We start from the raw sequence: 26,423 nt of genomic DNA on the forward strand, positions 1-26,423 counted from the left end.
GCCACGCCACCCCGACACGGGATCCCAGGAATCCCCCAAGAACCTGCTGAGCCGGATCATTCGCCTCGGCTTCTCCACAGCCGACGCGTCTCCTCCCGAACCGACGCCTCTCCCCCAAGAACCGGAGCAGACAGCCCCCGCCACATCGGCGCGATCTAGGACGAGACTGGCCCAGAGGGCGGGGATCAGTCGTGAGACAGGCGACCGTGAGACGACGGTCCGGCGGGAGACGACGGTTCGACCGGAAACGACGGTCCGACCCGAGACGACGGTCCGACCCGAGACGACGGTCCGACCCGAGACGACGGTCCGACCCGAGACGATGACAACCGTGAGGCTGTCGTGAGACGGAAATCCGACCGCTGAGGCTGTCGTGAGACGGAAATCCGACCGCTGAGGCTGTCGTGAGACGAGGGTCAGTCGTGCGGCGGAGGTCAGCCGTGCGGGGCTGACCTGGCCTGCGAGACCGATGTCAGCTGACCCGCTGGTGGTCGAGCTGACAGACCGCGCACGGGGTGAGCCCCTTCGCCTCCGCCTCCGCCTTCTGCATCGACTGGACGCTGCTCGGCTCCGCCCCCTTGACCAGAGGGCAGGACGAGCTGTGGAAGCGGCGCGTGGCGCCGATCACCTTGACGACGCCGGGACGGTCGAGCCTGACCGTGTCGTTCGCCTCCGAAGGCGTGTCCTCCTCGGAGTCGGCGGGTGCGCCTGCCGTACCCGAGGGCGTGGAGGAGGTGGAGCCGGAGGCGACCGGAGGCCCGGCGCGCCCGGGTGCGGTCGCCTCCGGTTCCACCGGCTCTGTGTCCAAAGACTCCGGACGGTCGAACCACCCGCCGCCGGACTCCGCGGACCGGGCACCGCCGCTGTGGCCCTCGGGGTCGCTCTCCTGGCCGGGGGTGGAAGTTTTGGAGTCCGTCTTCGGCACGGGGGCGGCCATGGGCGGCCGCAGCCTCTGAGTCATCTCGGACGAGGCGGCCTCGGACCCGCCCTCCTCCGAGCCCCCGCCCCGCACACCACCGACAGAAGACCCACCCTGCCCCGGACGAGCAGGAGAACCGCCCTGCGCCGGACTGGAGGGAGATCCGCCCTGCGCCGGACGAGGAGACGACCCGCCCTGCGCGGGACCGGCGGGAGATCCGCCCTCACCCTCGCCGGCTCGCGAGTCGCTCTGGGCGGGATCCGACGGGGAGTCGGCCTGCGCGGCGCCCGGCCGGGAGCCGCCTTGCGTGCCACCCTCCGAGCGGGTAGCGCGCTCGGGGGACGTCTTCGAGGAACCCGCCGCTGTGCTGCTCTTCGTCGTCTCGGGAGAAGGCCTGCCGGCGGACGGGGGCGCTACCGCGCCTGGGGTACCCGCCACGAGCCTGCCGGGCGCGGGCTTCGGCTGCGATCCGCCCGCCGCCTCGGGACGCCGGGCAGCCGCGCCCTCGGAGGGCTCGGTGGATCCGCCCTCGGGGCGCGGGGACGCAGCGCCCTCGGACCGCTGAGCGGCCTGCGCTTCGGAGCGCTGAGAGGGCGTGGGAGCGCCTGCGGGCCTCGCGCCGGGCGAAGGGTCGCCCTTGGGACCGTCACCGGCGGAAGGGGCCCCTGCGCCTGCGGCAGGACGCTGCTCGCGGGTGGGCTCGGCCGAGGTCGCCTCGGCTCGCTTGGCCGCACTCTCGCGTGGTCCGTCCGCCCCTACGCGGGAGCTGTCGTCACGCTCGGAGGAGGACACCGCCTTTGAGGCCGGCGACCCCGGACGGGCGGAGGGCGCGTCACCGCGCGAAGGCGAGGCCTCGGCGCGGGAAGGAGAGGACTCAGGGCGCGAGGACGGAGACGAAGACTCGGCCCGTGAGACCGGGGACTCGGCGCGGGAGGCCGCGGGCGCGACGCCGGAAGACGGCGACTCGGCCCTGGAGGCCTGCGACTCGACCCTGGAGGAGGAAGACCCGGAGGCGCCTGAGATGCCGGAAGGGCCTTGCGGGACGCCGGGCTGGCCGGGGGAGGTGGCAGGGCGGCCGACGGGGTCGGTGTCCCTGCTGGCGGAGGCGGCCGGATAGGGGGCGCGGCCGACACCTGGCTGTTCGGGGGCAGGGGGGACCTGCCGCCCGCCGAGCGCGGCGTCGGGCAGGCACGTCGTGCAGGGCGTGAAGCCCTCCTCGCGCGCCTCCTCGTAGGTGAGCTCCTCGTGATCCCGTCCGCTGAGCTGACGGCAGCCCGCCACGTGGTAGCGCTTGCGTCCGGGGATCACCATGACGATCGCGTCGGGCGAGATGCCGCGCGCCGTGACGGGCCTTGGACGAGGCGCCTGGTTCGGGAGGGTGACCGTCTGCTGCCTCAGCCCCGTGGGGGCGGGGGCCGGCGGCCTGGGCTGGGGGGCCATCGGCTGCGGCGCCGTACCCGCAGGAGCGACGCCCGCAGGCGTCACCGCCGTCGGGGCACCGGGCGCGGACGGCTCCCGCGGCGCCTGCGCCCCGGCACCACCGCCGCCGGGGAACAGCTCGTGACGCCGCAGGAACGCCCCGATCACCAGGAAGAGCGCGGACAGCACGCTGACCACGATCGACCACATGATCAGGAACGGTTCAGCCATGACGAAGCCCGCGATCAGCAGGATGACCGCCGCGAGCACCAGACCAGCGCTGATGAGGATCACAGGGGGCTCTTTCGAGTGACGGATCAGAAGCGAATCTGACCCGTTACCTTACCGGCGTTAGCGGCGGTCGTTGTGCGGGCCGTCGGCACCCTGGAAGGCACCCTGGTGCTGCGACTGGTCGCCACCGAAGGGGTTGGGCCCACCGGCGAGAGGCTGCTGGCCGCCCTGCGGCACCGAGTGGGTCATGGCGGGGGCGCCACCGCCCATCGGAGCGCTGGGGATGACGGGGAAGCCGCCGCTGCCGCCCTCCGCGGAGACGTTCAGCTCGGCGAGCTGGTTCTCCAGGTAGAGCTTGAGCCTGCTGCGGTACTCACGCTCGAAGCTGCGAAGCTCCTCGACCTTGCGCTCGAGCTCGTCGCGGGTCTGCACGAGGGAGCCCATGGCCTGACGGTGGCGCTCCTGGGCGTCGCGCTCCAGCGTCTCGGCGCGGGCACGGGCGTCACCGATGACCTGCTCGGCCTGGCGGCGAGCCTTGGTCAGGATGTCGTCGGCCTCGCGGCGGGCGCGGGTGACGGTCTCGTCCGCCTCGCGGCGGGCGTCGGCGATCGCCTGGTCGGCCGTCTGCTGGGCGAGGGCGAGCACGCGGGCCGCGGTGTCCATGTTGTCCTCGGCGGGAGGCATGCTCATGGCCACGGGAACCGGCTGCTGCTGCGGCGGGGCCTGCATGGGCTCCGGCTGCGGCGGCGCCATCATCTCCGGCTTGGGCTGCTCCTGCACCGGCGCGGAGGCCATCGGCATGCTCATGCCACCCGGCACCTTGCCGCGCAGGCACTCGGCCAGCTTGGCGCGCAGCTCCTCGTTCTCTTGGATCAGGCGGTCAAGCTCAGCCTCGACTTCGTCGAGGAAGGCATCCACCTCTTCCTCGTCGTAACCCGGTCGCAACCGGGTGGTACTGAATTGCTTGTTCCGCACATCAGCGGGCGTCAGCGGCATCTTTTTGGTCTCCTTGGCGCGCTCGGAGTCTGTCCGGAGGGACGGTACCCGGTCACTACAGCGCGGACACGAGTTGGATCATGACCAAGACCACAATGAAGAGCACTGTGAAGCTTAGGTCAAAGGCCACCGTACCCAACCGGAGGGGAGGAATGAAACGGCGGAGAAACTTGAGAGGTGGGTCTGTTGCGGTGTATGTGGCTTCGGCCAGCACCAGAACGAACCCCGAAGGCCGCCACTGCCGGGCGAACGCCTGCACCGTCTCAAAGATCATTCTGCCGATGAGCAACACCAGGTAGAGAGACAGGACAACGACCAAGATCTCGCCAACGATCCCCACAGTCCGGCCGCGCCTCCACTTCTGGGTGCCCCTCCCGGTCTCGAGGACCCGGTCGGGTAGATAGTCATACAGAGACTCTAGCTCTGGTTGAAGAATCCGCGTTCCGCGATTCGGGCCTTGTCCTCGGCGGTCACCTCGACATTGGCAGGGGACAACAGGAACACCTTGTTGGTAACACGTTCGATGCTGCCGTGTAGGCCAAAGACGAGACCTGCCGCAAAATCGACCAGTCGCTTGGCATCGCTGTCAACCATCTCGGTCAGGTTCATGATGACCGGGGTGCCGTCGCGGAAGTGCTCGCCGATCGTGCGCGCCTCGTTGTAGGTGCGCGGATGCAGCGTCGTGATGCGAGCGAGGTCTGTGGTGCGGCGCTCCAGCACGGTCGTCGCCGGCCTGGGCGCGGGGACGCCGGGGTCGGTGTCGTCTTCGCGCTCGTGCACCGCCGGGGTGCGGTCCTGCTCGGCCCGACGCGACTCCTCCTCGTAGTCGTAGTCGTCGTCGGCGTAGGTCTCGTACCTCTCGTAGCGGTCGTCCTCCACGAGACCGAGGTAGACCGCCATCTTGCGCATCGCGCCGGCCATCGCTAAGTCGTCCTCCTGCTCATGGTCGCACTCGCTCGAGCGATCCACACTCGAGGCGGCAGCCGTACCCCCTTGGAGCTCACCGCTGATCGACCTCTACTTCGTCCGCGGACCCCAAGGCCCACTTGAGGGGACATTACCTGACGAAGGGCTTGCGACGACCGAGCAACGCCGTACCGACTCGCACGTGTGTCGCCCCGTGCGCCACGGCTTCGGCCAGATCGCCGCTCATCCCCGCTGAGATTATGGTCGCACCAGGATGCCCGGCCTGTACGGCCAGCGCCAGATCCCGCAGCCTCGCGAACGCCTTGCCCGGTTCCTCCCCGAGCGGCGCGACCGCCATGAGCCCGCCGAGCCGTACGCCCTCGGTGGCCGCGATCTCGTCGGCCAGCCCGAGCACGTCGGCGGGGCGTGCCCCGCCGCGTCCGGGGTCGTCGTCGAGCGCGACCTGCACGAGGCAGCCGATCTCCCGCTCCGCCCTTACGGCCTCGCGCCCGATCGCCGCCACCAGCCTGGAACGGTCGACGGAGTGGACCAGGTCGGCGTAGCCCACCACCGAGCGCACCTTGTTGGTCTGGAGCTGACCGACGAAGTGCCAGGTGAGCGGCAGGTCGGCGCAGGCGAGGGCCTTGTCGGCGGCCTCCTGGTCGCGGTTCTCGCCCACCTCGGTCACGCCGAGCCCGGCCAGGATCCGCACGTCCTCGGCCGGGTAGGTCTTGGTCACCGCGATCAGCGTGACCTCCTCGCGGGGGCGCCCCGCGGCCCTGCAGGCCTCGGCGATCCGCTTCTCGACCTCGGCCAGACCCGCCGCGATCTGATTTTTGCGAGCTATGTCCACAAGAAACCCATCGTGCACCCTTTGCGGTGGGACCGCGAACCCAGGCAGCCCCGAGACGCACCGAACCCCCACCGCGTCGACCCTGAGGTCTCGCAGCGGGGGTGTGATCCCCTCCCCCGGACCCTCGGGCCGGGTGAGGAATCTCACTTCAGGAAGTCGGGCACGTCCAGCTCCTCCTCCTGCTCCTCGAAGACCACCGGACGACGCCGGCCTGGCTCCGACATGCGGGAGGAGATCGGGGTGGGCGGGTTGGTCACCTCGGGCGCGGGCCTCGGGATAGAGACCGGCGGCGCGGGCGGCTCCTCGACCGGCGGCGGCGCGGCGGCCGCGGGCGCGGGGGCAGGAGCGGGAGCAGGCGCGGGCGGGGGCGTCTCGACGACCCGCAACGGCGCGGTGCGCGGCTCGGGCCGTACCGCGAGGCGCGGCTCGGGGCGCGGCTCGGGCCTGGGCGGCTCGAGCTTCACGCTGGGCGCGGGAGCGGGCGCGGGACGCACCGGCGCGGCGACCGAAGGCGCCGCGGGCGGCGCGGCGGCGGGCCTGGGCTGCTGGCGCGGCTGCTGCATCGCGGGCTTCTCGACGGGAGCGATCTCGTCGAAGCCCGCGGCGATGACCGTGACGCGGACCTCGTCGCCGAGGGCGTCGTCGATGACCGTACCGAAGATGATGTTGGCGTCGGGCGCCGCCGCGTTCGAGACGAGCTGGGCCGCCTCGTTGATCTCGAACAGGCCCAGGTCCGACCCGCCGGCGATCGACAGCAGCACGCCGTGCGCGCCGTCGATGGAGGCCTCCAGCAGCGGGCTGGAGACGGCCATCTCGGCCGCGGCGACCGAGCGGTCGTCGCCCCTGGCGTGGCCGATGCCCATCAGCGCCGAGCCCGCGCCCGACATGACCGACTTGACGTCGGCGAAGTCGAGGTTGATCAGGCCGGGCGTGGTGATCAGATCGGTGATGCCCTGGACACCGGACAGCAGCACCTGGTCGGCCGCCTTGAAGGCGTCGAGGACGCTGACCTGCCTGTCGGAGATCGACAGCAGTCTGTCGTTGGGAATGACGATGAGGGTGTCGACCTCGTCGCGCAGGGTCTCGATCCCCGCCTCCGCCTGCATGGCGCGGCGGCGGCCCTCGAAGCTGAAGGGCCTGGTGACGACTCCTATGGTCAGAGCACCGAGAGACCGGGCGATGTTGGCCACGACCGGGGCACCGCCTGTGCCCGTGCCGCCGCCCTCGCCCGCCGTGACGAAGACCATGTCGGCCCCCTTGAGGACCTCCTCGATCTCCTCGCGGTGGTCCTCGGCCGCCTTGCGACCCACATCGGGGTTGGCGCCGGCCCCGAGGCCGCGCGTGAGTTCCCTGCCCACGTCCAGTTTGACGTCGGCGTCACTCATCAGCAGCGCCTGGGCGTCGGTGTTTATCGCGATGAACTCGACGCCCTTGAGTCCCTCCTCGATCATCCGGTTGACGGCGTTCACTCCGCCGCCGCCAATGCCGACGACCTTGATGACCGCGAGGTAGTTCTGCGGTGCTGCCACGACGAGGGGCCTTTCCGCTCGTTGACTTGCCATTTCAATGGTGCTCGAAAACTCTCAACCTCAAGTTGAGATTTAGATTTATGTCAACCTGAGGATTGATACGGACAGTAGGAGTCCCCTACCGGGCGGGTCAACTAACCGCGCCGCAAGCCCGTCCGGCGTGTCGCGCGCTGTCCTATTCGCGACCAGCTTCTCATTTCATGGAGACGACGTCGGGCGAACTGACGTCGTACACCCTGGCCGTGCGCGGGAGCAGCGCCTCGAGGACGCGAGCCTTGTCCTCGCCCCTGTCGGCCCCGCCCCATATGACCGTTCGTCCGTTGGTGAGCCTGAAGGAGATGCCCTCGGGCGAGGTGGCGCGCACCTCGTCGATCTTCATGAGCAACGCCTCGGGCAGCCCGCCGATGACCTTGATCGCGGCCACCGTCGCGGGGTCACCAGGCCCTGGTCGATCCACTCTCAGCACCGGCAGCTCGGGCGGGGCGCTCGGGCGCACCTCGGTGACCACGCCCTTGCGATCGATCAACGCAGCCTTGTCGCCCACGGGGACCACCGCGACCGGCTGGCGCTCGACCACCTCGATCTTGAGCGTGCTCGGCCACGCCCGCTCGACCCTGGCCGAGGCGAGCCGCCTGATCGCCAGCACCCTGCCCTCCACCTCGCCCAGATCGACGGTCGCCAGCGGGTGCAGCGGAGCCACGCCCGCCTGCTTCTCGATCTGGTCGGCGGGCACTGTGAGATTTCCCACGATCTCCACCGACCTGACGCCCAGGACCGGCGAGAAGAACACCAGCCACACCGTGCTGCCCACCACACCGGCGGTGAGCAGCGCAACGAACGCCTGCCTGGCCTTCACCTCGCGGACAGCTCCGCGACGATCTTCGGCCCGAGCTCGGTCACGTCTCCCGCCCCCATGGTCAGCACGATGTCGCCGGCCCTGGCCAGCTTGGCCACCAGGGCAGGCACGGCGGCCTTGTCGGGCGCGTAGGCCACCTGCTCCTCGGTCAGCGGCACCCTGGAGGCCACCATGGCGCCGGAGACGCCCGGCTCAGGGTCCTCCCTCGCGCCGTAGACGTCGAGCACGACCGCCACGTCGGCCAGGCCGAGGGCGGCGCCGAACTCGTCGGCGAAGAACCTGGTGCGGGAGTAGAGATGCGGCTGGAAGACCGCGACCACCCTGCCGTCGCCCGAGTAGGAGGCGACCACGTCACGGGCGGCGCGCAGGTCGGCGGCCAGCTCAGTCGGATGGTGGGCGTAGCTGTCGAAGACCGCCACGCCGCCCGCCTCGCCCTTGGCCTCGAAGCGCCGCTTGGCCCCTGTGAAGGCCGTCAGGCCCTCCCTGATCACCTCGAACGGCAGGCCGAGCTCGTCGGCCACGGCGATGACCGCGGTGGCGTTGAGCGCGTTGTGGGCGCCGGGGACCGACAGGCGGACCTCACCCTTGCCGACCACCTCGAACAGCACGCCGAACCCGTCGGGCCGCACCTCGGCGATCCGGTAGTCGGCGCCCTCGGCCTCGCCGTAGGTGACCACGCGAAGGCCGCGCCCGCGGGCGGGCTCGATCAGCGCGGCGGCGCCCGGGTCGTCGGCGCACACCACCAGCGTGCGCCCGATGCGCTCGACGAAGCGCGCGAAGCTGTCGTAGACGGCCCGCGGATCGCCGTAGTTGTCGAGGTGGTCGGCCTCGACGTTGGTGACGACCGCGATGTCGGGCGCGAGCATGAGGAAGGAGCCGTCGCTCTCGTCGGCCTCGGCCACGAACACCCCGCCCGAGCCCTCGTCGGCGCCGAGCCCCGTGGTGACGAGCTGGCCGCCCACACAGTAGGACGGGTCGGAGCCGCACTTCTGCAGCGCCACCGTCAGCATCGAGGTCGTGGTGGTCTTGCCGTGGGTGCCGGCGATCGCCACGCCGGTGCGGCCCGCCATGACAGAGGCCAGCGCCGCGGCCCTCGGGATGACGCGAAGACCCTGCTTGATGGCCTCGCCCAGCTCGGGGTTGGAGTCGCGGATCGCGGTGGAGACGACCACCGTGTCGATGTTCTTGATGTGGGAGGCGGCGTGGCCGATGTGCACGCTGGCGCCGAGCTCACGCAGCTCGGTCACCATGTCGGAGCCGCGGGCGTCGCTGCCGGACACCTTCACGCCCCGCTTGAGCAGGATGCGCGCGATGCCCGACATGCCGGCGCCGCCGATGCCGATGAAGTGCACCCTGCCGAGCTCCTCGGCCGCCACGGGGGCGACCAGCCGTACCAGGCTCATGAGCGACCTCCCACGATCTCGAGCACCTTGCGGGCGAGGGCGACGTCGGCGTCCCTGCGCCCCATCGCCGCGGCGGCCTCCGACATGGTCGCGACCCGCTCGGGGTCGCGGAGGATGGGCAGCACGTTCTGGATGATCCAATCAGGTGAAAGGTCGGAGTCGTCGATCACGAGCCCACCGCCTCGCTGGGCGATCGGCGTGGCGTTGAGCCGCTGCTCGCCGTTGCCGTGCGGCAGTGGCACGTAGGCGGCGGGCAGACCGACGGCGGTCAGCTCCGCGCAGGTCATCGCCCCGCTGCGGCACAGGGCGAAGTCGGCGGCGGCGTAGGCGAGGTCCATGCGGTCCACGTAGGGCAGCACGACGTACTGAGGGTCGCCAGGAGGCGGCTCCTGCTCCAGGGCGTTCTTCGGGCCGAGCACGTGCAGCACCTGCACGCCCGCCCTGCGCAGCACCGGCCCCGCCGCCAGCGCGGCCTGGTTGAGCGAGCGGGCGCCCTGCGAGCCGCCGAAGACCAGCAGCGTCGGCAGGTCGGTGCGCAGCCCGAACCACGAGCGGGCCTTGTCGCCCATCGACAGCCTGTCGAGCTGGACGATGTCCCTGCGCAGCGGGATGCCGATCAGCTCGGCCTTGGCCATGGTGCTCTGCGGGTGCCCGGTGAAGACGTGGTCGGTCAGGCGCGCGCCGAGCCTGTTGGCCAGCCCGGGACGGGCGTTGGCCTCGTGGACGACGATCGGCAGCCCGCGCCGCCTGGCCGCCAGGTAGGCGGGGGTGGCGACGTAACCGCCGAAGCCGACGAGGATGTCGGCGCTCGTCCTGTCCATGATGGACGCCGCGGCGTTGATGGCGCCCGCCAGCCGCCCGGGAACGGTGAGCAACTGTGGCGTGAGCGCCCGCGGAAGCGGCACGGCGGGCACGAGCTGCAGCTCGTAGCCCCTGGCGGGCACCAGCCTGGTCTCCAGGCCGCGCTCGGTACCGAGACACGTCACGCCGATGCCTGGCTCCAGCCGGCGCAGCGCGTCAGCCAGGGCCAGAGCCGGTTCGATGTGACCGGCCGTCCCGCCACCGGCGAGGACCACCCTCATGTCGGTTACTCCCTACTGATGAGAAACGTGCCGCGCCTTAACGTTCCGCATCTGGCCCGACTCGTCCAGTAGGCACGTTTCTTGTCGGTCGTCTCGGTCGGCCCCGCTGCGCACCCCCCAGGCCCAGCCAGCTTAGAGCCCGCGCGGCCGGTCCGGGGCCACGCGCGGCCAGAGCCTCCCTGGCGCCCGGTTCGCGTTTGGCGAATGACAACAACATGCCAAGCGCGGCGAGCGTCGGCAACAGCGCCGAGCCTCCGTAGGAGACCAACGGCAGCGGGATGCCCGTGATGGGCAGCACGCCGATGACGGCGCCGATGTTGACGATGGCCTGCCCCGCGACCCACGCGACCACGGCCGAGGACGCCAGCCTGATGAAGGGATCGTTGACGCGCATCGCCACCCGCAGGCCCGCGTAGCCGAGCAGGCCGAACAGCGCGATCACCGACAGCGTGCCCATCAGCCCGAGCTCCTCGCCGAGGATGGAGAAGATGAAGTCGCTCTCGGCGTGGGGGATCCAGCTCCACTTCTGACGGCTGCTGCCCAGTCCGAGCCCGAACCAGCCGCCCGAGCCCATCGCGATCTGCCCCTGCACGGCCTGGTAGCCGGCGCCCTGGGCGTGGCCCCACGGGTCGAGCCAGCCGGTGATGCGGTCGGACCTGTAGCCCTCCGTGGTGATCATGAAGATGACCGCCACCGTCATCATCGCGATGATGCCGCCGAACAGCTTGATCGGCGCGCCCACCACCCACAGCAGCGACAGGAAGATCAGCATCAGCACGAGCGTGGTGCCGAGGTCGCGGCCGAGCATGACCATGACGGCCAGGATCGCGGTGCCTGGCAGCAGCGGGATGAGCAGGTGGCGCCACTCGATGCGGCCGCCGCGCGCCTTGCGGGCCAGCAGGTCGGCCCCCCACAGCGCCAGGCCGAGCTTGGCCGGTTCGGACGGCTGCAGGTAGATGGGGCCGACGTCGATCCAGCGCTGCGCGCCGAGCTGCGACTCGCCTGCGAAGATCACGATGCCGAGGCCGATGATCGACAGCGCCATGAGCGGGTAGCCCGCCCATCTGAAGAAGCGGTGCGGCAGCCGGGAGCAGACCCACATCACCGGCACGCCGAGCCCGGCCGACATCGACTGCTTGACGAACCAGTAGAACGGGTCGCCCGTCTTCTGCAGCGCCTCGATGCTGGAGGCCGACAGGACCATCATGAGCCCGAGCGCCAGCAGCAGCGCGCTGCACCCGATGATCAGGTAGTAGGTGGTCAGCGGCCGGTCGAGCAGCTCCCTGAGCGCGGCGGCCTGCTCCTTGGCCCAGCCGGTGGGGCCCTCGACCGGGCTGTCGGCCGCGGTGCTCACGCCTTCTCCTTCAGTTTCCTCACGGCGTGCGCGAAGGCCTCCCCCCGAGCAGGGTAGTTCGCGAACATGTCGAGGGAGGCGGCGGCCGGAGCCAGCAGCACGGTGTCCCCGGGGGCGGCGAGCCTGGCGGCTTCGGTGACGACACGGTCCATCACCCCAGTGTCTCGATCAGCCAGGTCCACCACAGGGACATTCGGCGCGTGTCGCGCGAGTGCCTCGGCGATCCTCGCCCTGTCGACGCCGATCAGCACCACGCCACGCAGTCTCGGCGCCGCCTGGCGGACGAGGTCGTCGACGTCGAGGCCCTTGAGCTGCCCTCCCGCGATCCACACGATCGAGGGGTAGGCGGCCAGCGAGGCGGCGGCGGCGTGGGGGTTGGTGGCCTTGGAGTCGTCGATGTAGTCGACCTCGCCCGTCCTGCCCACATGGGTCATGCGGTGCGGGTCGGGGACGAAGTCTCGCAGGCCCTGCCGTACCGCCTCGGTCGGGACGCCGAAGGCGCGGGCCAGCGCGGCGGCGGCCAGGGCGTTGGCGACGTTGTGCGGGGCGAAGGGGCGCACGTCGTCGAGCGTGGCGAGCTCCTCCGCCTGCCGTACGGGGTCGGCCACGTAGGCGCGGTCGACCAGCAGGTCCTCCACCACGCCGACCTGGCCTGGCCTCGGTACCTGGAGGGTGAAGCCCACGGCCCCCGCGTACGGCTCGGCGAGCGCGGCGGCGATCGGGTCGTCGGCGTTGTAGACCACCGTGCCCGCCCGCTCGAAGATGCGGGCCTTGGCCCTGGCGTACTCCTCGAGGGTGCCGTGCCAGTCGAGGTGGTCGGGGGCGATGTTGAGGATGGCGGCGGCGTGCGGGGCCAGGCTGCTCGACCAGTGCAGCTGGAAGCTCGACAGCTCGACCGCCAGCACGTCGTAGGGGCCGGCCACGGCCTCGACGACGGGCACGCCGACGTTGCCCACCGCCAGCGCCTTGCGCCCCGCGGCCAGCAGCATCGAGGTCAGCATGCGCACGACGGTGGTCTTGCCGTTGGTGCCGGTCAACGCCAGCCACGGCGCGGCCCGCTCGGGGCGCAGCCGCCAGGCCAGCTCCACCTCGCCGACCACCTCGACGCCCGACTCGAGGGCGGCGGCGATCAGCGGGTGGTGCGGCGCCCAGCCCGTGGTGACCAGCGAGGAGGCTTCCGCGGGCAGCTCGGTCGCCCCGAAGCGCACCTCGACACCGAGCTCGGCCAGCTCCGCCGCGACGACGCGCTGGCGCTCCCCCTCGACGCCTTCGAGGACGACGACGCGCTCTCCCCGCGCGGCCAGCACCCTGGCCGCGGCGGTTCCCGAGACGCCGAGTCCGGCTACGACGATCATGACTTGGGCATCCACTCCACGTAGAACAGGCCGAGGCCCACGGCCGCGCACAGCCCTGCGATCAGCCAGAACCTGATCACGATCGTGGTCTCCGCCCAGCCTTTCAGCTCGAAGTGGTGCTGCAGCGGAGCCATGCGGAAGACCCGTTTGCCGGTCATCTTGAAGAAGCCGACCTGGATGATCACCGAGCAGGTGATGATGACGCACATCCCGGCCAGGATGATCAGCAGCAGCTGGGTGCGGGTGGTGATGGCCAGCCCCGCCAGGACTCCGCCCAGGGCCAGCGAGCCCGTGTCGCCCATGAAGATGCGCGCGGGAGGGGCGTTCCACCACAGGAAGCCGATCAGCCCGCCGAGCACGGCCGCGGCGACCACCGCCAGGTCGAGCGGGTCGCGCACCCAGTAGCAGTTGGGTCCGAGGTTGTCGATGCAGTTGTTGCGCAGTTGCCAGTTGCCGATCAGCACGTAGGCGCCCAGCACGGTGGCCGTGGCGCCGGAGGCCAGGCCGTCGAGGCCGTCGGTCAGGTTCACCGCGTTGGAGAAGCCGACGATCATGATGAGCACCCAGAGGGTGAAGAAGAAGATGCCGATCGCCGGGCCGAAGTCGCGCAGGAAGGACAGCTTGTCCTGGGCGGGGGTGATGCCGTAGACGTTGGGGAAGCGCATCACGAGCACCGCGAAGACGGCGCCGACGACGAGCTGGCCGAGCGCCTTGGCGCCGCTGCGCAGGCCGAGGCTGCGCTGCTTGTAGATCTTGATGAAGTCGTCGAGGAAGCCCACGGCGCCGAGGCCCGCCATGAGGAACAGCACCAGCAGCCCCGAGACGGTCGGGGGTTCGAGCGTGGCCAGGTGGGAGGCGGCGTAGGCGAGCAGCGCGGCCAGCACGAAGACCGTGCCGCCCATGGTGGGCGTGCCCTTCTTGCTGAGGTGCGCCGAGGGCCCGTCGTCGCGGACCTCCTGTCCGTAGCCTCGCCGGGAGAAGAGTCTGATCGCCAGGGGGGTGCCGAGCATCGACAGGATCAGGCCCACCGCACCGGCGATGATGATGTTGGTCACTTGGTGGCCCTCCCAAGGACCAGCTCGGCAGTGCGCTGCAGGTTCATGGCGCGCGGCCCCTTCACCAGCAGCACGTCGCCCGGCCTGAGCCAGGCCGAGACCTGCGCCGCGGCGGCCTCGGCGTCGGCCACGTGCACGATCGGCGGGCCCTGCCTGAGTTCCGGCCCGCCGCCCGCGCCCAGGCCCTCCACGGCGGCCTGCTCGGCGGCCTCGACGGCGGCGAAGGCCCCGCGCAGCATGGGTTCGGCCCCCGGCCCCGCGACGACCAGCCCGCTCAGCCCCGAGGCGCCCGCGAGACGGCCGACGCCCTCGTTGAGCTCGTCGCTCTCCTCGCCCAGCTCGCGCAGGGCGGCGATGACGGCGAAGCGGCGCCGGCCCTTGCCGAGCACGTCGAGGGTGTGGAAGGCGGCCCGCATCGAGTCGGGGTTGGCGTTGTAGGCGTCGTTGACGACGGTGACTCCGTTGGGGCTCTCGGTGACCTCCATGCGCCACTTGCTGCGCGGCTCGGCCTCCGACAGCTCCTCCGCGATGGTCGCCACGGGCAGGCCCAGCTCGTAGGCGGCGGCCGCGGCGGCGAGGGCGTTCTCCACGACGTGCTCGCCGTACAGCCTGAGCGCGACGTGGGCGGCGCCCGAGGGGGTGCGCAGGGTGAAGGAGGCGCGCCCGCGCTCGTCGATGACGACGTCCTCGGCGCGGACGGCGGCGTCCTCGCCACGGCCGAAGTAGGTGACCCTGGCGGCGGTACGGGAGGCCATCTGGCGCACCAGCGGATCGTCGGCGTTGAGCACCGCCACCCCGTCGGACGGCAGCGCCTCGACCAGCTCGCCCTTGGCCTGGGCGATGGCCTCCTTACCGCCGAACACGCCGAGGTGGGCGGTGCCGACGTTGAGGACCACGCCGATGCGCGGCGGCGCGACGCGCGCCAGGTGCGCGATGTCGCCCACGTAGCGCGCGCTGAGCTCCAGCACCAGGAACCTGGTCTCGTGGTCGGCCTTCATCACGGTGAGCGGATGGCCGATCTCGTTGTTGAACGAGCCGACGGGCGCGATGCTGGGACCCATCCGCGCCGTCAGCCTGGCCAGCAGGTCCTTGGTGGTCGTCTTGCCCGCCGAGCCGGTGATGCCGATGGCGGTGGCGGCGGGCAGCGCCGCGGCCACGGCCGTGCCGAGCGCGGCCAGCGCGGCGAAGATGTCGGTCACGATCACCGCGGGCACCTCGACCGGCCTGGTCGCCAGCACCGCCACGGCGCCCGCCTTGATCGCCTCGGCGGCGAAGTCGTGGCCGTCGGCGCGAGCGCCCTTGATCGCCACGAACAGGGATCCCGGCTCGACCGCCCGTGAGTCGATCACGACGGGGCCGCGCACCACGGCGCGAGGGTCGGCCATGCCCGACAGAGCGCCCGAGGTGATCTCGGCGACCCTGGCCAATGGCAACGGGATCATAGGTTCTTCCTGCTTTCCTTGCGTGCGTCGATCGCCCCCGCGACGACGGCCCTGTCGTCGAAGGGGATCACCTCACCTGAGATGTACTGGCCCTGCTCGTGGCCCTTGCCCGCCACGACGACCACGTCACCGCGCTGGGCGTGGCCGATCGCCAGGCCGATGGCCGCCGCCCTGTCGGGCTCGACGACCACGTGGGCGCGCTCACCGGGCGGCACCTGTAGCGCTCCGTCCATCATCGCGGCAAGGATCGCCAGCGGGTCCTCGGAGCGGGGGTTGTCGCTGGTGAAAATCGCCACATCGGCCAGCCTCGCGGCCGCCTCGCCCATGAGCGGGCGCTTGCCCTTGTCGCGGTCGCCGCCGCAGCCGAGCACGATGGTCAGCCTGCCCGCCGTGACGGCGCGCAGCGACTCGAGCACGGACTCGACCGCCCCCGGCTTGTGGGAGTAGTCGACCACGGCCTGGAACTCACAGCCGGCGTCGGTGACGCGCTCCATCCTGCCCGGCACGCCCGTCATCGAGCCGACCCCGTGGACGGCCGCGCGCAACGGCACGCCCGCCTCGACCAGGGTGACGATCGCGCCGAGCGCGTTGGCGACGTTGAAGGGGCCCGGCAGCGAGATCGCCACGTCGTCCTCGACTCCGCCTGGGCCCACCACCCTGAAGGCGCTGCCGTCGGCGCCGAGCCTGACGTCGAGCGCGCGCCAGTCGGCCCCGGGGTCGCCCGTGGCGGAGAAGGTGGTCATCGGGATCGTGGCGCGGTGCAGGAGCTCGCGGCCGTGGGCGTCGTCGAGGTTGGTGACGCCCGTCCTGCTGAACTCCGGCTGGAACAGCCTCGCCTTGGTGGCGAAGTAGTCGTCGAGGTCCTTGTGGAAGTCGAGGTGGTCCTGCGAGAGGTTGGTGAACAGGGCCACGTCGTAGAAGACGCCGTCGACCCTGCCGAGCGCCAGCGCGTGGCTGGAGACCTCCATGGCCGCGGCCGTGACGCCGCGCTCTCGCATGAGGGCGAACAGGGCGTGCAGGTCGGTGGCCTCGGGCGTGGTCAGCTTGGGCTCGATGACCACGTCGCCCGCGTGGATCTCCACGCCGCCGACCAGGCCCGTGGTGTGGCCCGCGGCGCGCAGCCCCGCCTCCAGCAGGAAGGTGGTGGTCGACTTGCCGCTGGTGCCCGTCACGCCGAGGACGGAGATGTCGTGGGCGGGCTGGCCGTACACCCAGGAGGCGATCTGGCCGAGCACGAGGCGGGGGTCGGCGAGGACGAGGACAGGCAGGCCGGTGGCGGCGGCGGCCTCACGGCCCGCGGGGTCGGTCAGGATCGCCACCGCGCCGCTCGCCATCGCCTGCGGGGAGAAGTCGGCGCCGTGGGCGGTGTTGCCCGGCAGGGCGACGTAGAGGTCGCCAGGAAGGACCTGGCGCGAGTCGATCGTCACACCTGTGACGGCGGCCAGCGGTGAGCGTGAGCTGCCTGACGGAGCGTCAAGCATGGCCGCCAGCCCGCTCAGCGGGCGCGGCGGGCTGGTCTTGGGACGCATAGACGACGGGGGACGCACGGCGAGAGCGTACCCTCCCTGTTCAGTGTCCGGCGCCGATCCGCGCGGGTGACGCGGACGGGCCTGTGGGCGGAATCTTCCTGCTCTTGATGGCGAACGTCATCACGTCCTTGAACACAGGGGCCGCGATGTGCCCGCCGTAGATGTCCTTGGCCGGCTTCTGCACCACCGCGAGCACCACGAGCTCGGGCTTGTCCGCGGGGGCGAAACCAACGAAGGAGGCGGTGTAGCCGTTGTAGCGGCCCAATTGCTGATCGTATCGGTTCGCGGTGCCTGTCTTGCCCGCCACCCTGTATCCGGGGATGGCTGCCAGGGTACCGGTGCCCTCGGCGCTGACCGCCCCCTCGAGCATGGCGGCGATCTCATCTGCCGTGTTCTGACTGACCACCCTGGTCTGCCTGCCCGGCTTGCCGGCGACGAACCTGCCGTTCTCGTCGGTCATGCCCGCCACGATCTGCGGCTGCACCCTGACCCCGCCGTTGGCGATGGTCTGGTAGACGCTCGCGGTCTGCAGCGCGGTCACCGACACGCCCTGACCGTAGGCCACCGTGCAGCGCTGGGTGCCCGACCAGGTCGTGTGATCGGGCAGCAGCCCCGCCTCCTCGCCCGGCAGGCCGAGGCCGGGCCGCGCGCCGAAGCCGAAGTTCTTGAGCATCGTGTACAGGCCCTGGTCGCCGATCCTGCGCGCGGCCTGGATGGTGCCGACGTTGCTGGAGGTCTCGACGATCTGCTTGAACGTCATCACCTCCGTCTTGTGCGGGTGGGAGTCCTTCAGCGTCTGGTCGGCGCACCTGATGTGGTCGGCCACCTTGAAGGTCGTCTCGGGCGTGACGGCGCCCGCCTCGATCGCCGCGGCGGCGGTGATGACCTTGTTGGTGCTGCCGGGCTCGAAGACCTCGGCCACCGCGCGGTTGACGAAGGACCTGTCGGGCGCCTTCTGCCAGTTGTTCAGGTCGAGTTCCGGAGCGTTGGCCATGGCGACGATCTGGGCGGTCTTGACGTCCATCACGATCACGGTGCCGCTCAGCGCCCCGCTGGCGGCGACCTGCTCGGTGATGGCCTTCTGGGCGGCCCACTGGATGTCGCGGTCGATGGTCAGCCTGACGTCGCGGCCCTCGATCGGGGCCTGGCGCTGGCTGCGGGTCATCGGGATGCGCTGGCCGTCGCGGCCCTGCTCCATGCTCTGCTTGCCGTCACGTCCGGCGAGCACGGAGTTGCGCATCTGCTCGACGCCCTCGAGGCCGGTGCCGTCGTCGCCGACGAAGCCGATCAGCGTGCCTGCGAGGTCGCCCGCGGGGTAGGTCCTGCGGTAGGTCTTCTTGGTGGTGACCGTGGGCAGCTCCTGCTCCAGCAGCCTGTCGGCGACCAGGGGGTCGACGTCGCGGGCCAGGAGCTCGTAGCGCGAGGTGGTCTTGGCCAGCTTCGCCGCGATCTCGGCGGGGGGCTTGTTCAGCTCCTTGGCCAGCACCGCGGCCACGTGGGCGCGCTTGCCCGGGAGCACCTTGCTCGGGTCGATCGCGATCTCGCGCGCCTCGACCGTGACGGCCAGCTCGTGGCCGTTGACATCGGTGATGGAGCCGCGTTTGGCCTTGATGGTCTCGCTGACCACCCGCTGCTGGGCGGCCCTGGCCTCGTAGACCTTGGAGTCGAGGCCCTGCAGCTGGATGAGCCGTCCCGCGAAGATCGACAGGATGAACGTCATGCCGATCAGGCCGATGTTGATGCGCCTGCGCGGATTGCCCAGGCGCAGCACCAGCGGAGGACGCGGGGGGCGGGGCGGCGGCGGAGGCCTGCGCCCCTGCCTGCGCGGGTCGGAGCGCGGCGGGCCCTGGGGCGGGCCCTGCCTGGAGTCCTGCCTGGGGTCCTGGCGAGGGCCGCGCCGCTGGGCGCCCGCCCTCGGCTGGGGCACGGTGTCCTCGGAACGGACGCGCCTGCTCTCCTGCGCCGCCGCCCCTGTGAGCCCTCGGGGCAGGTCGAAGGGGTCGTCCGGGCGCGCCTGCCGTCCTTCTGGGCGGTCGGGCTCGTCCTTGCGGGGACGGGGCGCGTCGTCGGGAGCGCCGCGGCGGCCGGCGTCGTCCGGCCTGTTGCGGCGGGGCGGCTCGTCGGGCGAGGGACGGCCCGCGCCGCCCTGCCGTCCCGGCCTGCCAGGACCCGCGGGCGTACGACGAACGGCGCCGGGCCCTCCCTGAGAGCCGGCGCCGGCGCCGCCACGGCCGGGACCCTGCCCCCGGCCGCCTGACTCCCTCACCTGTCCTGGCCTACCTCGATCGAACCGACCGTCGGGTCCCACTTCTCGCCCTGCAGTTCGGCGTCGCGCGCGAGCTGGGCAGGCTGCTCCTTCTTGGCGTTGGCCTGCCTGAGCGCCTCGTTCTCCCGCTGCAGCTGGGCGGTCTCCTCACGCAGCGTGTTCTGGGTGAAGGAGTCGCGGTTGAGCACCGTGTTGAGCAGCAGCAGGCTGATCAGGCCGCCGCAGAGCAGGCCGACGACGAGCAGCACGAAGGGCGCGCGCTGCTTGCGCGACATCGGCCGCCGCACGCGCGCGGGCTTGGCCGCGCTCGCCTCCGCGGGGCGCGTGCGCGCAGTGGAGGGACGGGTCGCCGTCCGATCCACCGCGGGCGCGCTCGGCCTGCGGGCTCCGGTCCTAGCCGGAGCGGTCCTGGGCGCGCCGGCCCTGGCGGGCGCTCCCCGCCTGATCTCCTGCTCAGTACTCGTCAACACGGATCCTCTCTGCCGCCCTTAGCCGGGCCGAGGCCGCCCGCGGATTGCGGGCGAGCTCTTCGTCAGTCGGGAGCTCGGCTCCCCTCGTCAGGAGGCGGAACCGCGGCTGGTGAGCCGGCAACGGGACGGGCAGCCCCGGCGGGCTCGTGTCCCTGGTTCGCGCCGCGAGAACCTGCTTGGTCAGCCGGTCCTCAAGGGAGTGGTAGGAGAGAACGACGACTCTCCCACCCAGCGCCAGCGCGTCGAGTGAGGCTGGGAGCGCCGTCTCGAAAGCGGTCAGCTCCGCGTTGACCTCGATACGCAACGCCTGGAAAGTACGTTTTGCGGGGTTGCCCCCGGTACGCCGGGTCGCGGCCGGAATCGCTGCACGGACGATGTCGGCGAGCCGCTTAGTCGACGTTATGGCCTCCTTGGCCCTTTCCTTGACAATGAGCGCCGCGACACGCGGCGCGAACCTTTCCTCCCCGTAGTCGCGGAGGATGCGGGTCAGCTCTCCCACGGAGTAGGTGTTGACCACCTCCTCCGCCGTGAGCGACTGCTCGGTGTCCATGCGCATGTCGAGCCTGGCGTCGTAGGAGTAGGCGAAGCCTCGCTCGCCCTCGTCCAGCTGAGGGGAGGAGACGCCGAGATCGAACAGGACGCCGTCGATCACGGGCCTGCCCGCCCTCGCCAGCACCTCGGACATGTCGTCGGAGGAGGCGTGGACCAGCGTGACCCGGTCGGCGAAGGGAGCGAGCCTGCGCGTGGAGAACTCGATCGCGAAAGGATCGCGGTCGATGCCGATGAGGTGAAGGGAGGGATGCGCGGCGAGAAGCGCCTCCGAGTGACCGCCGAGGCCGAGGTTGGCGTCGACCACCACCGGCGAGGGCCCCGCCAACGCGGGGGCCAGGAGCTCCAGCACCCGCTCGAGCATCACCGGAACGTGACCACCCGTGCCCGCAGTGTTGCCATCTCCGTGCATTACTGAAACCCCCCTCCTGCTGAATGCGTCCGTACTCGCGGATGACGCTACGGCCCGCCCCCGGTGTCCCGCTCATGGGTCCCCACCCGTAGCCGTCCGGCCAGGTCCCCATCCGCACCCGCTTCGTGGACGCCTGCCATCTGACACCGGGGAAGGTGCATCAGCTGGCGGGCGAGTGGTTGCGGGTGGAGACCTCGCCGAACGACATCACCGACGGATCGGCCGTGACTAGAGAATCCCTGGCAGCACCTCCTCCGAGAGATCGGCGAAAGCCTGCTCCTGGTCCACCAGATAGGTGTCCCAGGCCTGTTGGTCCCAGATCTCCAGACGGGTGTTGGCTCCGATGACCACGCAGTCACGCTCCAGCCCCGCGTACCGCCTGAGGGCCTGCGGAATCGTGATGCGCCCCTGCTTGTCGGGAGTCTCGTCGGACGCGCTGGCGAAGAAGACACGGCTGTAGTCCCGGACCGCCTTGGCGGTGACCGGGGCAGTGCTGAGAGCCTCGGTAATGCGCTGGAACTCCCCCACGGGAAAGACGTAGAGGCATCGCTCCTGGCCTTTGGTGATCACAAGACCCTCCGCCAGCTCCTCACGGTACTTAGCCGGCAGGAACAGCCGTCCCTTGTCGTCAAGACGCGGTTGATGGGTGCCGAGGAACACCGGCCCCACCTCCCGTGCCTCATGAAGCGCTCAGCGCTGGTGCACCGGCCCTCCACTGCGCACCACCATACTCCACTTCTCCCCACCGTCAACTGATTCGAACTGTCTTCGGCCGCCGTTTCTCACGCGTTTACGCAGGTCAGAGCGGTGGAGTGGGGTGGGGGGCGGTGGGCGGCGCCGAGACGGCGCGGGCGTGTCGAACGCCGAAATGATCGGTGAATACCGGGCGACCGCGCCGGCCGTGGAGGAAAGTGGAGGAGCCGTGTCACCGGATTCGCACCACTATGCGACAAGAACCGGACGGATCGCCTGAACACTGTGGCTGTTCGCCGAATATCCACAAAAGTCGCTCAAGAACCCTCCTCGTCGTAGGGTCGTACACACAATGAAAAGGAATGGCAAGGCTCCCGCAATAGCAGCCCGAGCGGACGGTCGTTGCACTTCTCTCATGGAGGCCTGGTGGCAGTAACCCATGACGTCTCTCCCCAGCTCGACGAGCTGGTCTCCACCGCGCACCGGATTCGGCAGGCGATCGAATCGGTGATCGAGGGGAAGAGCGACGCCGTCCGGCTGACCCTCACCGTGTTGCTGTCGGAGGGCCACCTTCTCATCGAAGATGTCCCGGGCGTCGGCAAGACCATGCTGGCCAAGGCGTTGGCGCGCTCCATCGACTGTCCTGTCAGGCGTGTGCAGTTCACCCCCGACCTGCTGCCCAGCGACATCACGGGAGTGAGCGCCTACAACCAGCAGACGAGGGAGTTCGAGTTCAAGCCCGGCCCGATCTTCGCCAACATTGTGGTCGGCGACGAGATCAACAGAGCCTCGCCCAAGACACAGTCGGCGCTGCTGGAGTGCATGGAGGAGCACCAGGTGACCGTCGACGGCGTCACCTATGAGCTCGACTCCCCCTTCATGGTGATCGCGACCCAGAACCCCATCGAGATGGAGGGCACCTATCCCCTTCCCGAGGCGCAGCGCGACAGGTTCACCGCCAGGGTGGCGATGGGCTATCCCGAGCCCGCCGCCGAGCTGGAGATGCTCGACGTGCACGGCGGCACCTCCCCGCTGGACAAGCTGCAGCCCGTCGCCACCACCGCCGAGGTGCGCGCGCTGATCGAGGCCGTGCGCGGGGTCTACGTCTCCCAGCCGGTGAAGAAGTACGCCATCGACCTCGTGACGGCCACGCGCCACTCCCCCGACCTGCGTCTGGGCGCCTCGCCCAGGTCCACGCTCCAGCTGGTGCGCGCAGCGAGGGCGCACGCCGCGCTGTCGGGTCGCGACTACGTCATCCCCGACGACATGCAGGAGCTGGCCATCCCCGTCCTGGCCCACCGGCTGCTGCCGAGCATCGAGGCGCAGGGTCAGCGCCGCATGCCCGAGCAGGTGGTCACCGAGCTCGTACGGCGGGTGCCCGTGCCGGAGACCCGAGCGTCGTGATGGCCGGACTGCGCGCGCTCACCTCCAGGGGCAGGTCGTTCCTGGCCTCGGGGGTGGCCGCGCTGCTGATGGCGCTGCTGCTCGGTGAGCACGACCTGCTGAGGATCGGCGTGCTGATCATGTCGCTGCCGCTGCTCGCAGCGTTGGTCGTGGCCAGGACCCGCTACCGGCTGAGCTGCGCCAGGCGCCTCGACCCTCCCAGGAGGGAGGTGGGCGGCGAGGCGACCGTCACGTTGCGGCTGGAGAACGTCACCCGCCTGCCGACCGGACTGTTGCTGATCGAGGACACCGTTCCCTACGCCCTCGGCGCCAGGCCCAGGTTCGTCCTGGACAGAGTGGAGTCCAAGGGCGTCAGGGAGATCGACTACCGCGTCCGCTCCGACCTGCGTGGCCGCTACACCATCGGCCCCCTGTCGGTACGGATCACCGACCCCTTCGGCCTGGTCGAGCTGACAAGGGCGTTCACCATCAGCGACACCCTCGTCGTGACGCCCCAGGTGGTCGCGCTGCCGCACGTGCGCCTGTCCGGGGAGTGGACCGGCGGCGGCGACAGCCGTACGAGGAGTGTGGCGGCGGCGGGCGACGACGACGTCGCCCCTCGCGAGTACCGGCAGGGCGACGACCTGCGCAGAGTGCACTGGCGCTCCACCGCCCGCTACGGCGAGCTGATGGTGCGCCGTGAGGAGCAGCAGTGGCAGAGCAGGGGGGCGCTGCTGCTCGACACCCGCAGGCACGCCCACCGCGGCGAGGGTCCCCGCTCCTCCTTCGAGGTGGCCGTCTCCGCCGCCGCCTCGATCGGCCTGCACCTGGCCCGTGAAGGACTGGGCGTGCGCCTGGTCACCGACCAGGGGCCCGAGCACCTGAGCGAGAGCGGGGTCGGCTGGTCGCTGCTCGACACGCTCGCCGTGGTGCGCAACAGCCCCGCCAGGTCGCTGGAGCTGGGCATCAACGCGCTGCGCCAGGGCGGAGGCGACGGCCTGATCGTCGCCGTGCTCGGCGCCGTGGACCCCGAGGAGGCCAGGGAGCTGGCCAAGGTCAGGCACGGCGGCGCGACGGGCGTGGCCGTCCTGCTCGACGTGGAGGGCTGGGAGGCAAGGGAGTACGGCTCGGCCGACCGCAGGCAGGCGGTCGAGGCGGTGCTGGCCGGGTCGGGCTGGCGGATCGTCACCCTGCCCGCGGGCACCTCCCTCGCCACTGTCTGGCCGAGCGCGGGTGTCAAGACCCGCTTCGCCGTGGGAGGTGCGGCATGAGGCTGCCCATCTGGTCGGGTGTCGCCACCCTGGCGGTGTCGCTGACGCTCTATCCGCTGTTCGCAGGCGGCGCGTGGCTGTGGGGCTCGCTCGGAGCGGTCCTCGCCGTCACCGTCGCGGGTGTGGTGAGCAGCAGGCTGACCCTCCCCGGGTGGGCGGCGCCGGTGCTCGGCCTGGTCGCGCTCGGCGTCTACCTCACCGCCGTCTACACGGGTGAGAAGGCGTGGGCGCTGCTGGTGCCGACCAAGGAGTCGGCAGGGGCGCTGCTCGACCTGCTGGCCACGGGCTTCGCCGACATCCAGCGCTTCGCCGCCCCCGTGCCCGACGACCCCCCGATCTCCATGCTCACCACCGCGGGCGTCGGGCTCATCGCGATCGTCGTCGACCTGTTCGTCACCCGCCTGCGCAGGGCGGCACTGGCCGGCCTTCCGCTGCTGGCGCTGTTCACGGTGCCCGCCGCGGTGCTGCCCGACCCGATCGGCTGGCCCGCCTTCATCCTCGGCGCGCTCGGCTTCACCAGCCTGCTGATCGCCGACGGCCGCGAGCGCGTGGGGCACTGGGGCAGGGCCGTCCTGGTACGGCGCAGCCGCGCCGCCGGGAGCGGCAACCAGGAGACGGCCGACACCCGCGGGCTGCGCCTTTCCGGCAAGCGCATCGGGTTCACCGCGATCGCGCTGGCAGTGGTGGTGCCCGCGCTGCTGCCGACGCTCGAGCCCGACCCGCTGTTCGGGTTCGGGGTGGGCGGCGGCGGCAAGGGCAAGGGCGGCACCATCAGCGTGCCGGACCCTGTCGCCAACCTCAGGGGGCGGCTGCAGCTGCCCGAGAACACCGCCGTTCTCTCCTACACCAGCAGTGACGACGCGCCCCGCTATCTGAGGATCTACGCCCTCGACGTCTTCGACGGCGAGCGCTGGACGATGACCAAGATGAAGGGCCGGCCGGAGAACAGGGTCGACCAGGGTCCGCTCCCGCCGCCGCCAGGCCTCGCGCCCTCGACCAAGACCTCGAGGGTCGAGACCGACATCCAGATCAGCGACGACGTCGACCCGCTGGAGTTCCTGCCGCTGCCGTACCCGCCGCAGCTGGTGAGGGCGGAGGGAGACTGGCGCGCCGACGTCGACTCGCTGATGGTCTTCTCCTCGGGCGACCTGGCCAGCGGCCTGCAGTACCAGGTGGTCAGCACCGAGCCGGAGCCGACCGCCGACCAGCTCGACGCCTCCTCGGAGCGTCCCGAGATCGACCCTCGCTACGTGCAGCTGCCCGAGCTGCCCACGCTGATCAGGGAGCTGGCCACGGAGATCGTGGCCGACAGCCCGACGAAGTACGAGGCGGCGGTCAAGCTCCAGCAGTTCTTCACCAGGACCGGCGGCTTCACCTACAGCCTGGAGACCCAGGGGCACAACACCGAGGCGCTGACCGACTTCCTCATCCAGAGCAGGACGGGCTACTGCGAGCAGTTCGCCTCGGCGATGGCGGTGCTGGCCAGGTCGATCGGGATCCCCGCGAGGGTGGCGATCGGCTACACGGGCGGGACCAAGATCGAGAGCCGCTGGGAGGTGCGCACGCACGACTCGCACGCCTGGCCCGAGCTGTACTTCGAGGGGGTGGGCTGGCTGGCCTTCGAGCCGACGCCCGCGGGCAGCGCGGGACAGGGCACCGCCCGCGTCCCCGACTACTCGCTGCCGAGGCCCGCCGAGACCACGCCGAGCACCGACGACCCGAGCACGAGCCCCACCACGGGCTCCGACACCCCCTCGGGCGCGCCCAACAGCCGCGACAGGCTGAGGGAGCTCGACCCCGAGGGCGTCTACAGCGGCCCGATCACGCCGGTGGAGACCACGCCGCTCTGGGTCACGATCGGCCTCGGGGTGGCCGCGCTGCTGGTTCTGCTGCTCATCCCCGCGATGGTCAGACTGGTGATCAGGAACCGGCGGGTACGGGCGCTGACCTGGAAGATCTCAGGACCCTCCGACGAGGTGACGGCCAGGGCGGAGAAGGTGGACCGCTCGGTCGCCGCGGCCTGGGCCGAGCTCGACGACGTGCTGTGCGACTACGGGATGGCGCGGGCGCCGAGCGAGACCCCGAGGGCGCTGGCCCGCCGGCTCACCCAGCAGCACGAGTTCGACGCCGAGGCGGCCGGAGCGATCACCGCGATCGCCTCCGCCGTGGAGCGGCTGCTGTTCGCGCGCGACCCCGGCTCGATCACGCCGTTGAAGAGGGAGCTGCGGATCGTACGGCGGGCGCTGGCGGCCACGGCCTCACGCGGCAGGCGGATCAGGGCGACGCTGCTGCCGCCCTCCACCCTGCTGCGGATGCGCGGCATGGGAGAGAGAGTGCTGGACGGCTTCGACCGCCTGGAGAACATCAGGCTCTGGAGCAGGGCAGCACGAAAGAACGCCTGACCCTCGTATCGTGCGGCCGTTCCTCGGACGGAGCGGCCGCACGATCAG

The 26,423-nt window shown here is 71.0% G+C and carries 21 protein-coding genes; 3 read left to right on the forward strand and 18 right to left on the reverse strand.

The window, feature by feature from the left end; translation table 11 throughout:
* Window positions 1-472: 472 nt before the first annotated feature.
* The 18 genes from ABFX50_RS15350 to mraZ all read right to left on the reverse strand — a co-directional run bounded on the left by ABFX50_RS15350 (window position 473) and on the right by mraZ (window position 21,286).
* Window positions 473-2,632, reverse strand: coding sequence for a hypothetical protein (locus ABFX50_RS15350; protein ID WP_346146920.1), 2,160 nt, complete (start codon window positions 2,630-2,632; stop codon window positions 473-475).
* Between the two features lie 57 nt (window positions 2,633-2,689).
* The gene (locus ABFX50_RS15355; RefSeq protein WP_346146922.1) at window positions 2,690-3,565 is read right to left on the reverse strand and encodes a DivIVA domain-containing protein; all 876 of its coding nucleotides are present in this window, start codon (window positions 3,563-3,565) and stop codon (window positions 2,690-2,692) included.
* A 55-nt stretch (window positions 3,566-3,620) separates the two neighbouring features.
* Window positions 3,621-3,905 carry a YggT family protein gene (locus ABFX50_RS15360; RefSeq protein ID WP_183659086.1) on the reverse strand — a complete coding sequence of 95 codons (285 nt, stop codon included), beginning with the start codon at window positions 3,903-3,905 and terminating at the stop codon, window positions 3,621-3,623.
* A 77-nt stretch (window positions 3,906-3,982) separates the two neighbouring features.
* Window positions 3,983-4,486, reverse strand: a complete 504-nt coding sequence (locus tag ABFX50_RS15365) for a cell division protein SepF (protein WP_183659084.1) — start codon at window positions 4,484-4,486, stop codon at window positions 3,983-3,985.
* Window positions 4,487-4,622: 136 nt separating this feature from the next.
* Window positions 4,623-5,324 carry a YggS family pyridoxal phosphate-dependent enzyme gene (locus ABFX50_RS15370; RefSeq protein WP_346146925.1) on the reverse strand — a complete coding sequence of 234 codons (702 nt, stop codon included), beginning with the start codon at window positions 5,322-5,324 and terminating at the stop codon, window positions 4,623-4,625.
* A gap of 143 nt (window positions 5,325-5,467) precedes the next feature.
* The gene (gene ftsZ, locus ABFX50_RS15375; RefSeq protein WP_346146927.1) at window positions 5,468-6,853 is read right to left on the reverse strand and encodes a cell division protein FtsZ; all 1,386 of its coding nucleotides are present in this window, start codon (window positions 6,851-6,853) and stop codon (window positions 5,468-5,470) included.
* Between the two features lie 193 nt (window positions 6,854-7,046).
* Window positions 7,047-7,709, reverse strand: coding sequence for a cell division protein FtsQ/DivIB (locus tag ABFX50_RS15380; RefSeq protein WP_183659078.1), 663 nt, complete (start codon window positions 7,707-7,709; stop codon window positions 7,047-7,049).
* Window positions 7,706-9,112 (reverse strand): UDP-N-acetylmuramate--L-alanine ligase, encoded by a 1,407-nt coding sequence (murC, locus tag ABFX50_RS15385; protein WP_346146929.1) that lies wholly within the window; start codon window positions 9,110-9,112, stop codon window positions 7,706-7,708. The genes ABFX50_RS15380 and murC overlap by 4 nt, the downstream gene beginning before the upstream one ends.
* The gene (gene murG / locus ABFX50_RS15390; RefSeq protein WP_183659074.1) at window positions 9,109-10,194 is read right to left on the reverse strand and encodes an undecaprenyldiphospho-muramoylpentapeptide beta-N-acetylglucosaminyltransferase; all 1,086 of its coding nucleotides are present in this window, start codon (window positions 10,192-10,194) and stop codon (window positions 9,109-9,111) included. Before murG ends, murC begins: the two co-directional genes overlap by 4 nt.
* 37 nt (window positions 10,195-10,231) lie before the next feature.
* A complete protein-coding gene (gene ftsW / locus ABFX50_RS15395) occupies window positions 10,232-11,548 on the reverse strand; it encodes a putative lipid II flippase FtsW (RefSeq protein WP_183659072.1) in 1,317 nt (438 codons plus the stop codon).
* Window positions 11,545-12,903 (reverse strand): UDP-N-acetylmuramoyl-L-alanine--D-glutamate ligase, encoded by a 1,359-nt coding sequence (gene murD, locus ABFX50_RS15400; RefSeq protein ID WP_346146932.1) that lies wholly within the window; start codon window positions 12,901-12,903, stop codon window positions 11,545-11,547. Before murD ends, ftsW begins: the two co-directional genes overlap by 4 nt.
* Window positions 12,900-13,958 (reverse strand): phospho-N-acetylmuramoyl-pentapeptide-transferase, encoded by a 1,059-nt coding sequence (mraY, locus tag ABFX50_RS15405; RefSeq protein WP_346120800.1) that lies wholly within the window; start codon window positions 13,956-13,958, stop codon window positions 12,900-12,902. Before mraY ends, murD begins: the two co-directional genes overlap by 4 nt.
* Window positions 13,955-15,400 (reverse strand): UDP-N-acetylmuramoyl-tripeptide--D-alanyl-D-alanine ligase, encoded by a 1,446-nt coding sequence (locus tag ABFX50_RS15410; protein WP_346146933.1) that lies wholly within the window; start codon window positions 15,398-15,400, stop codon window positions 13,955-13,957. Before ABFX50_RS15410 ends, mraY begins: the two co-directional genes overlap by 4 nt.
* A complete protein-coding gene (locus ABFX50_RS15415) occupies window positions 15,397-16,929 on the reverse strand; it encodes a UDP-N-acetylmuramoyl-L-alanyl-D-glutamate--2,6-diaminopimelate ligase (protein WP_346146935.1) in 1,533 nt (510 codons plus the stop codon). The genes ABFX50_RS15410 and ABFX50_RS15415 overlap by 4 nt, the downstream gene beginning before the upstream one ends.
* A gap of 40 nt (window positions 16,930-16,969) precedes the next feature.
* Complete coding sequence (locus ABFX50_RS15420) at window positions 16,970-18,700, reverse strand: peptidoglycan D,D-transpeptidase FtsI family protein (protein ID WP_487047381.1); 1,731 nt, start codon at window positions 18,698-18,700, stop codon at window positions 16,970-16,972.
* A gap of 491 nt (window positions 18,701-19,191) precedes the next feature.
* Window positions 19,192-19,662 carry a cell division protein FtsL gene (gene ftsL, locus ABFX50_RS15425; RefSeq protein WP_346146939.1) on the reverse strand — a complete coding sequence of 157 codons (471 nt, stop codon included), beginning with the start codon at window positions 19,660-19,662 and terminating at the stop codon, window positions 19,192-19,194.
* Complete coding sequence (gene rsmH, locus ABFX50_RS15430) at window positions 19,649-20,578, reverse strand: 16S rRNA (cytosine(1402)-N(4))-methyltransferase RsmH (RefSeq protein WP_346146940.1); 930 nt, start codon at window positions 20,576-20,578, stop codon at window positions 19,649-19,651. Before rsmH ends, ftsL begins: the two co-directional genes overlap by 14 nt.
* Before the next feature lie 276 nt (window positions 20,579-20,854).
* Entirely contained in the window at window positions 20,855-21,286 is a 432-nt protein-coding gene (gene mraZ, locus ABFX50_RS15435; protein ID WP_183659059.1) for a division/cell wall cluster transcriptional repressor MraZ, read from the reverse strand.
* 459 nt (window positions 21,287-21,745) lie between these two features.
* Between mraZ and ABFX50_RS15440 the strand changes: the two genes are divergently transcribed.
* Genes ABFX50_RS15440 through ABFX50_RS15450 form a run of 3 tightly spaced genes read left to right on the forward strand, consistent with a single transcriptional unit; the run spans window position 21,746 to window position 26,375 of the window.
* A complete protein-coding gene (locus tag ABFX50_RS15440; protein WP_183659058.1) occupies window positions 21,746-22,723 on the forward strand; it encodes an AAA family ATPase in 978 nt (325 codons plus the stop codon).
* Complete coding sequence (locus ABFX50_RS15445; RefSeq protein WP_346147084.1) at window positions 22,723-23,973, forward strand: DUF58 domain-containing protein; 1,251 nt, start codon at window positions 22,723-22,725, stop codon at window positions 23,971-23,973. The genes ABFX50_RS15440 and ABFX50_RS15445 overlap by 1 nt, the downstream gene beginning before the upstream one ends.
* Entirely contained in the window at window positions 23,970-26,375 is a 2,406-nt protein-coding gene (locus ABFX50_RS15450; RefSeq protein ID WP_346146942.1) for a transglutaminase TgpA family protein, read from the forward strand. The genes ABFX50_RS15445 and ABFX50_RS15450 overlap by 4 nt, the downstream gene beginning before the upstream one ends.
* The last annotated feature ends 48 nt before the right edge of the window (window positions 26,376-26,423 follow it).

It is taken from the genome of Nonomuraea recticatena (assembly GCF_039533245.1).
Lineage (GTDB): Bacteria > Actinomycetota > Actinomycetes > Streptosporangiales > Streptosporangiaceae > Nonomuraea > Nonomuraea roseola.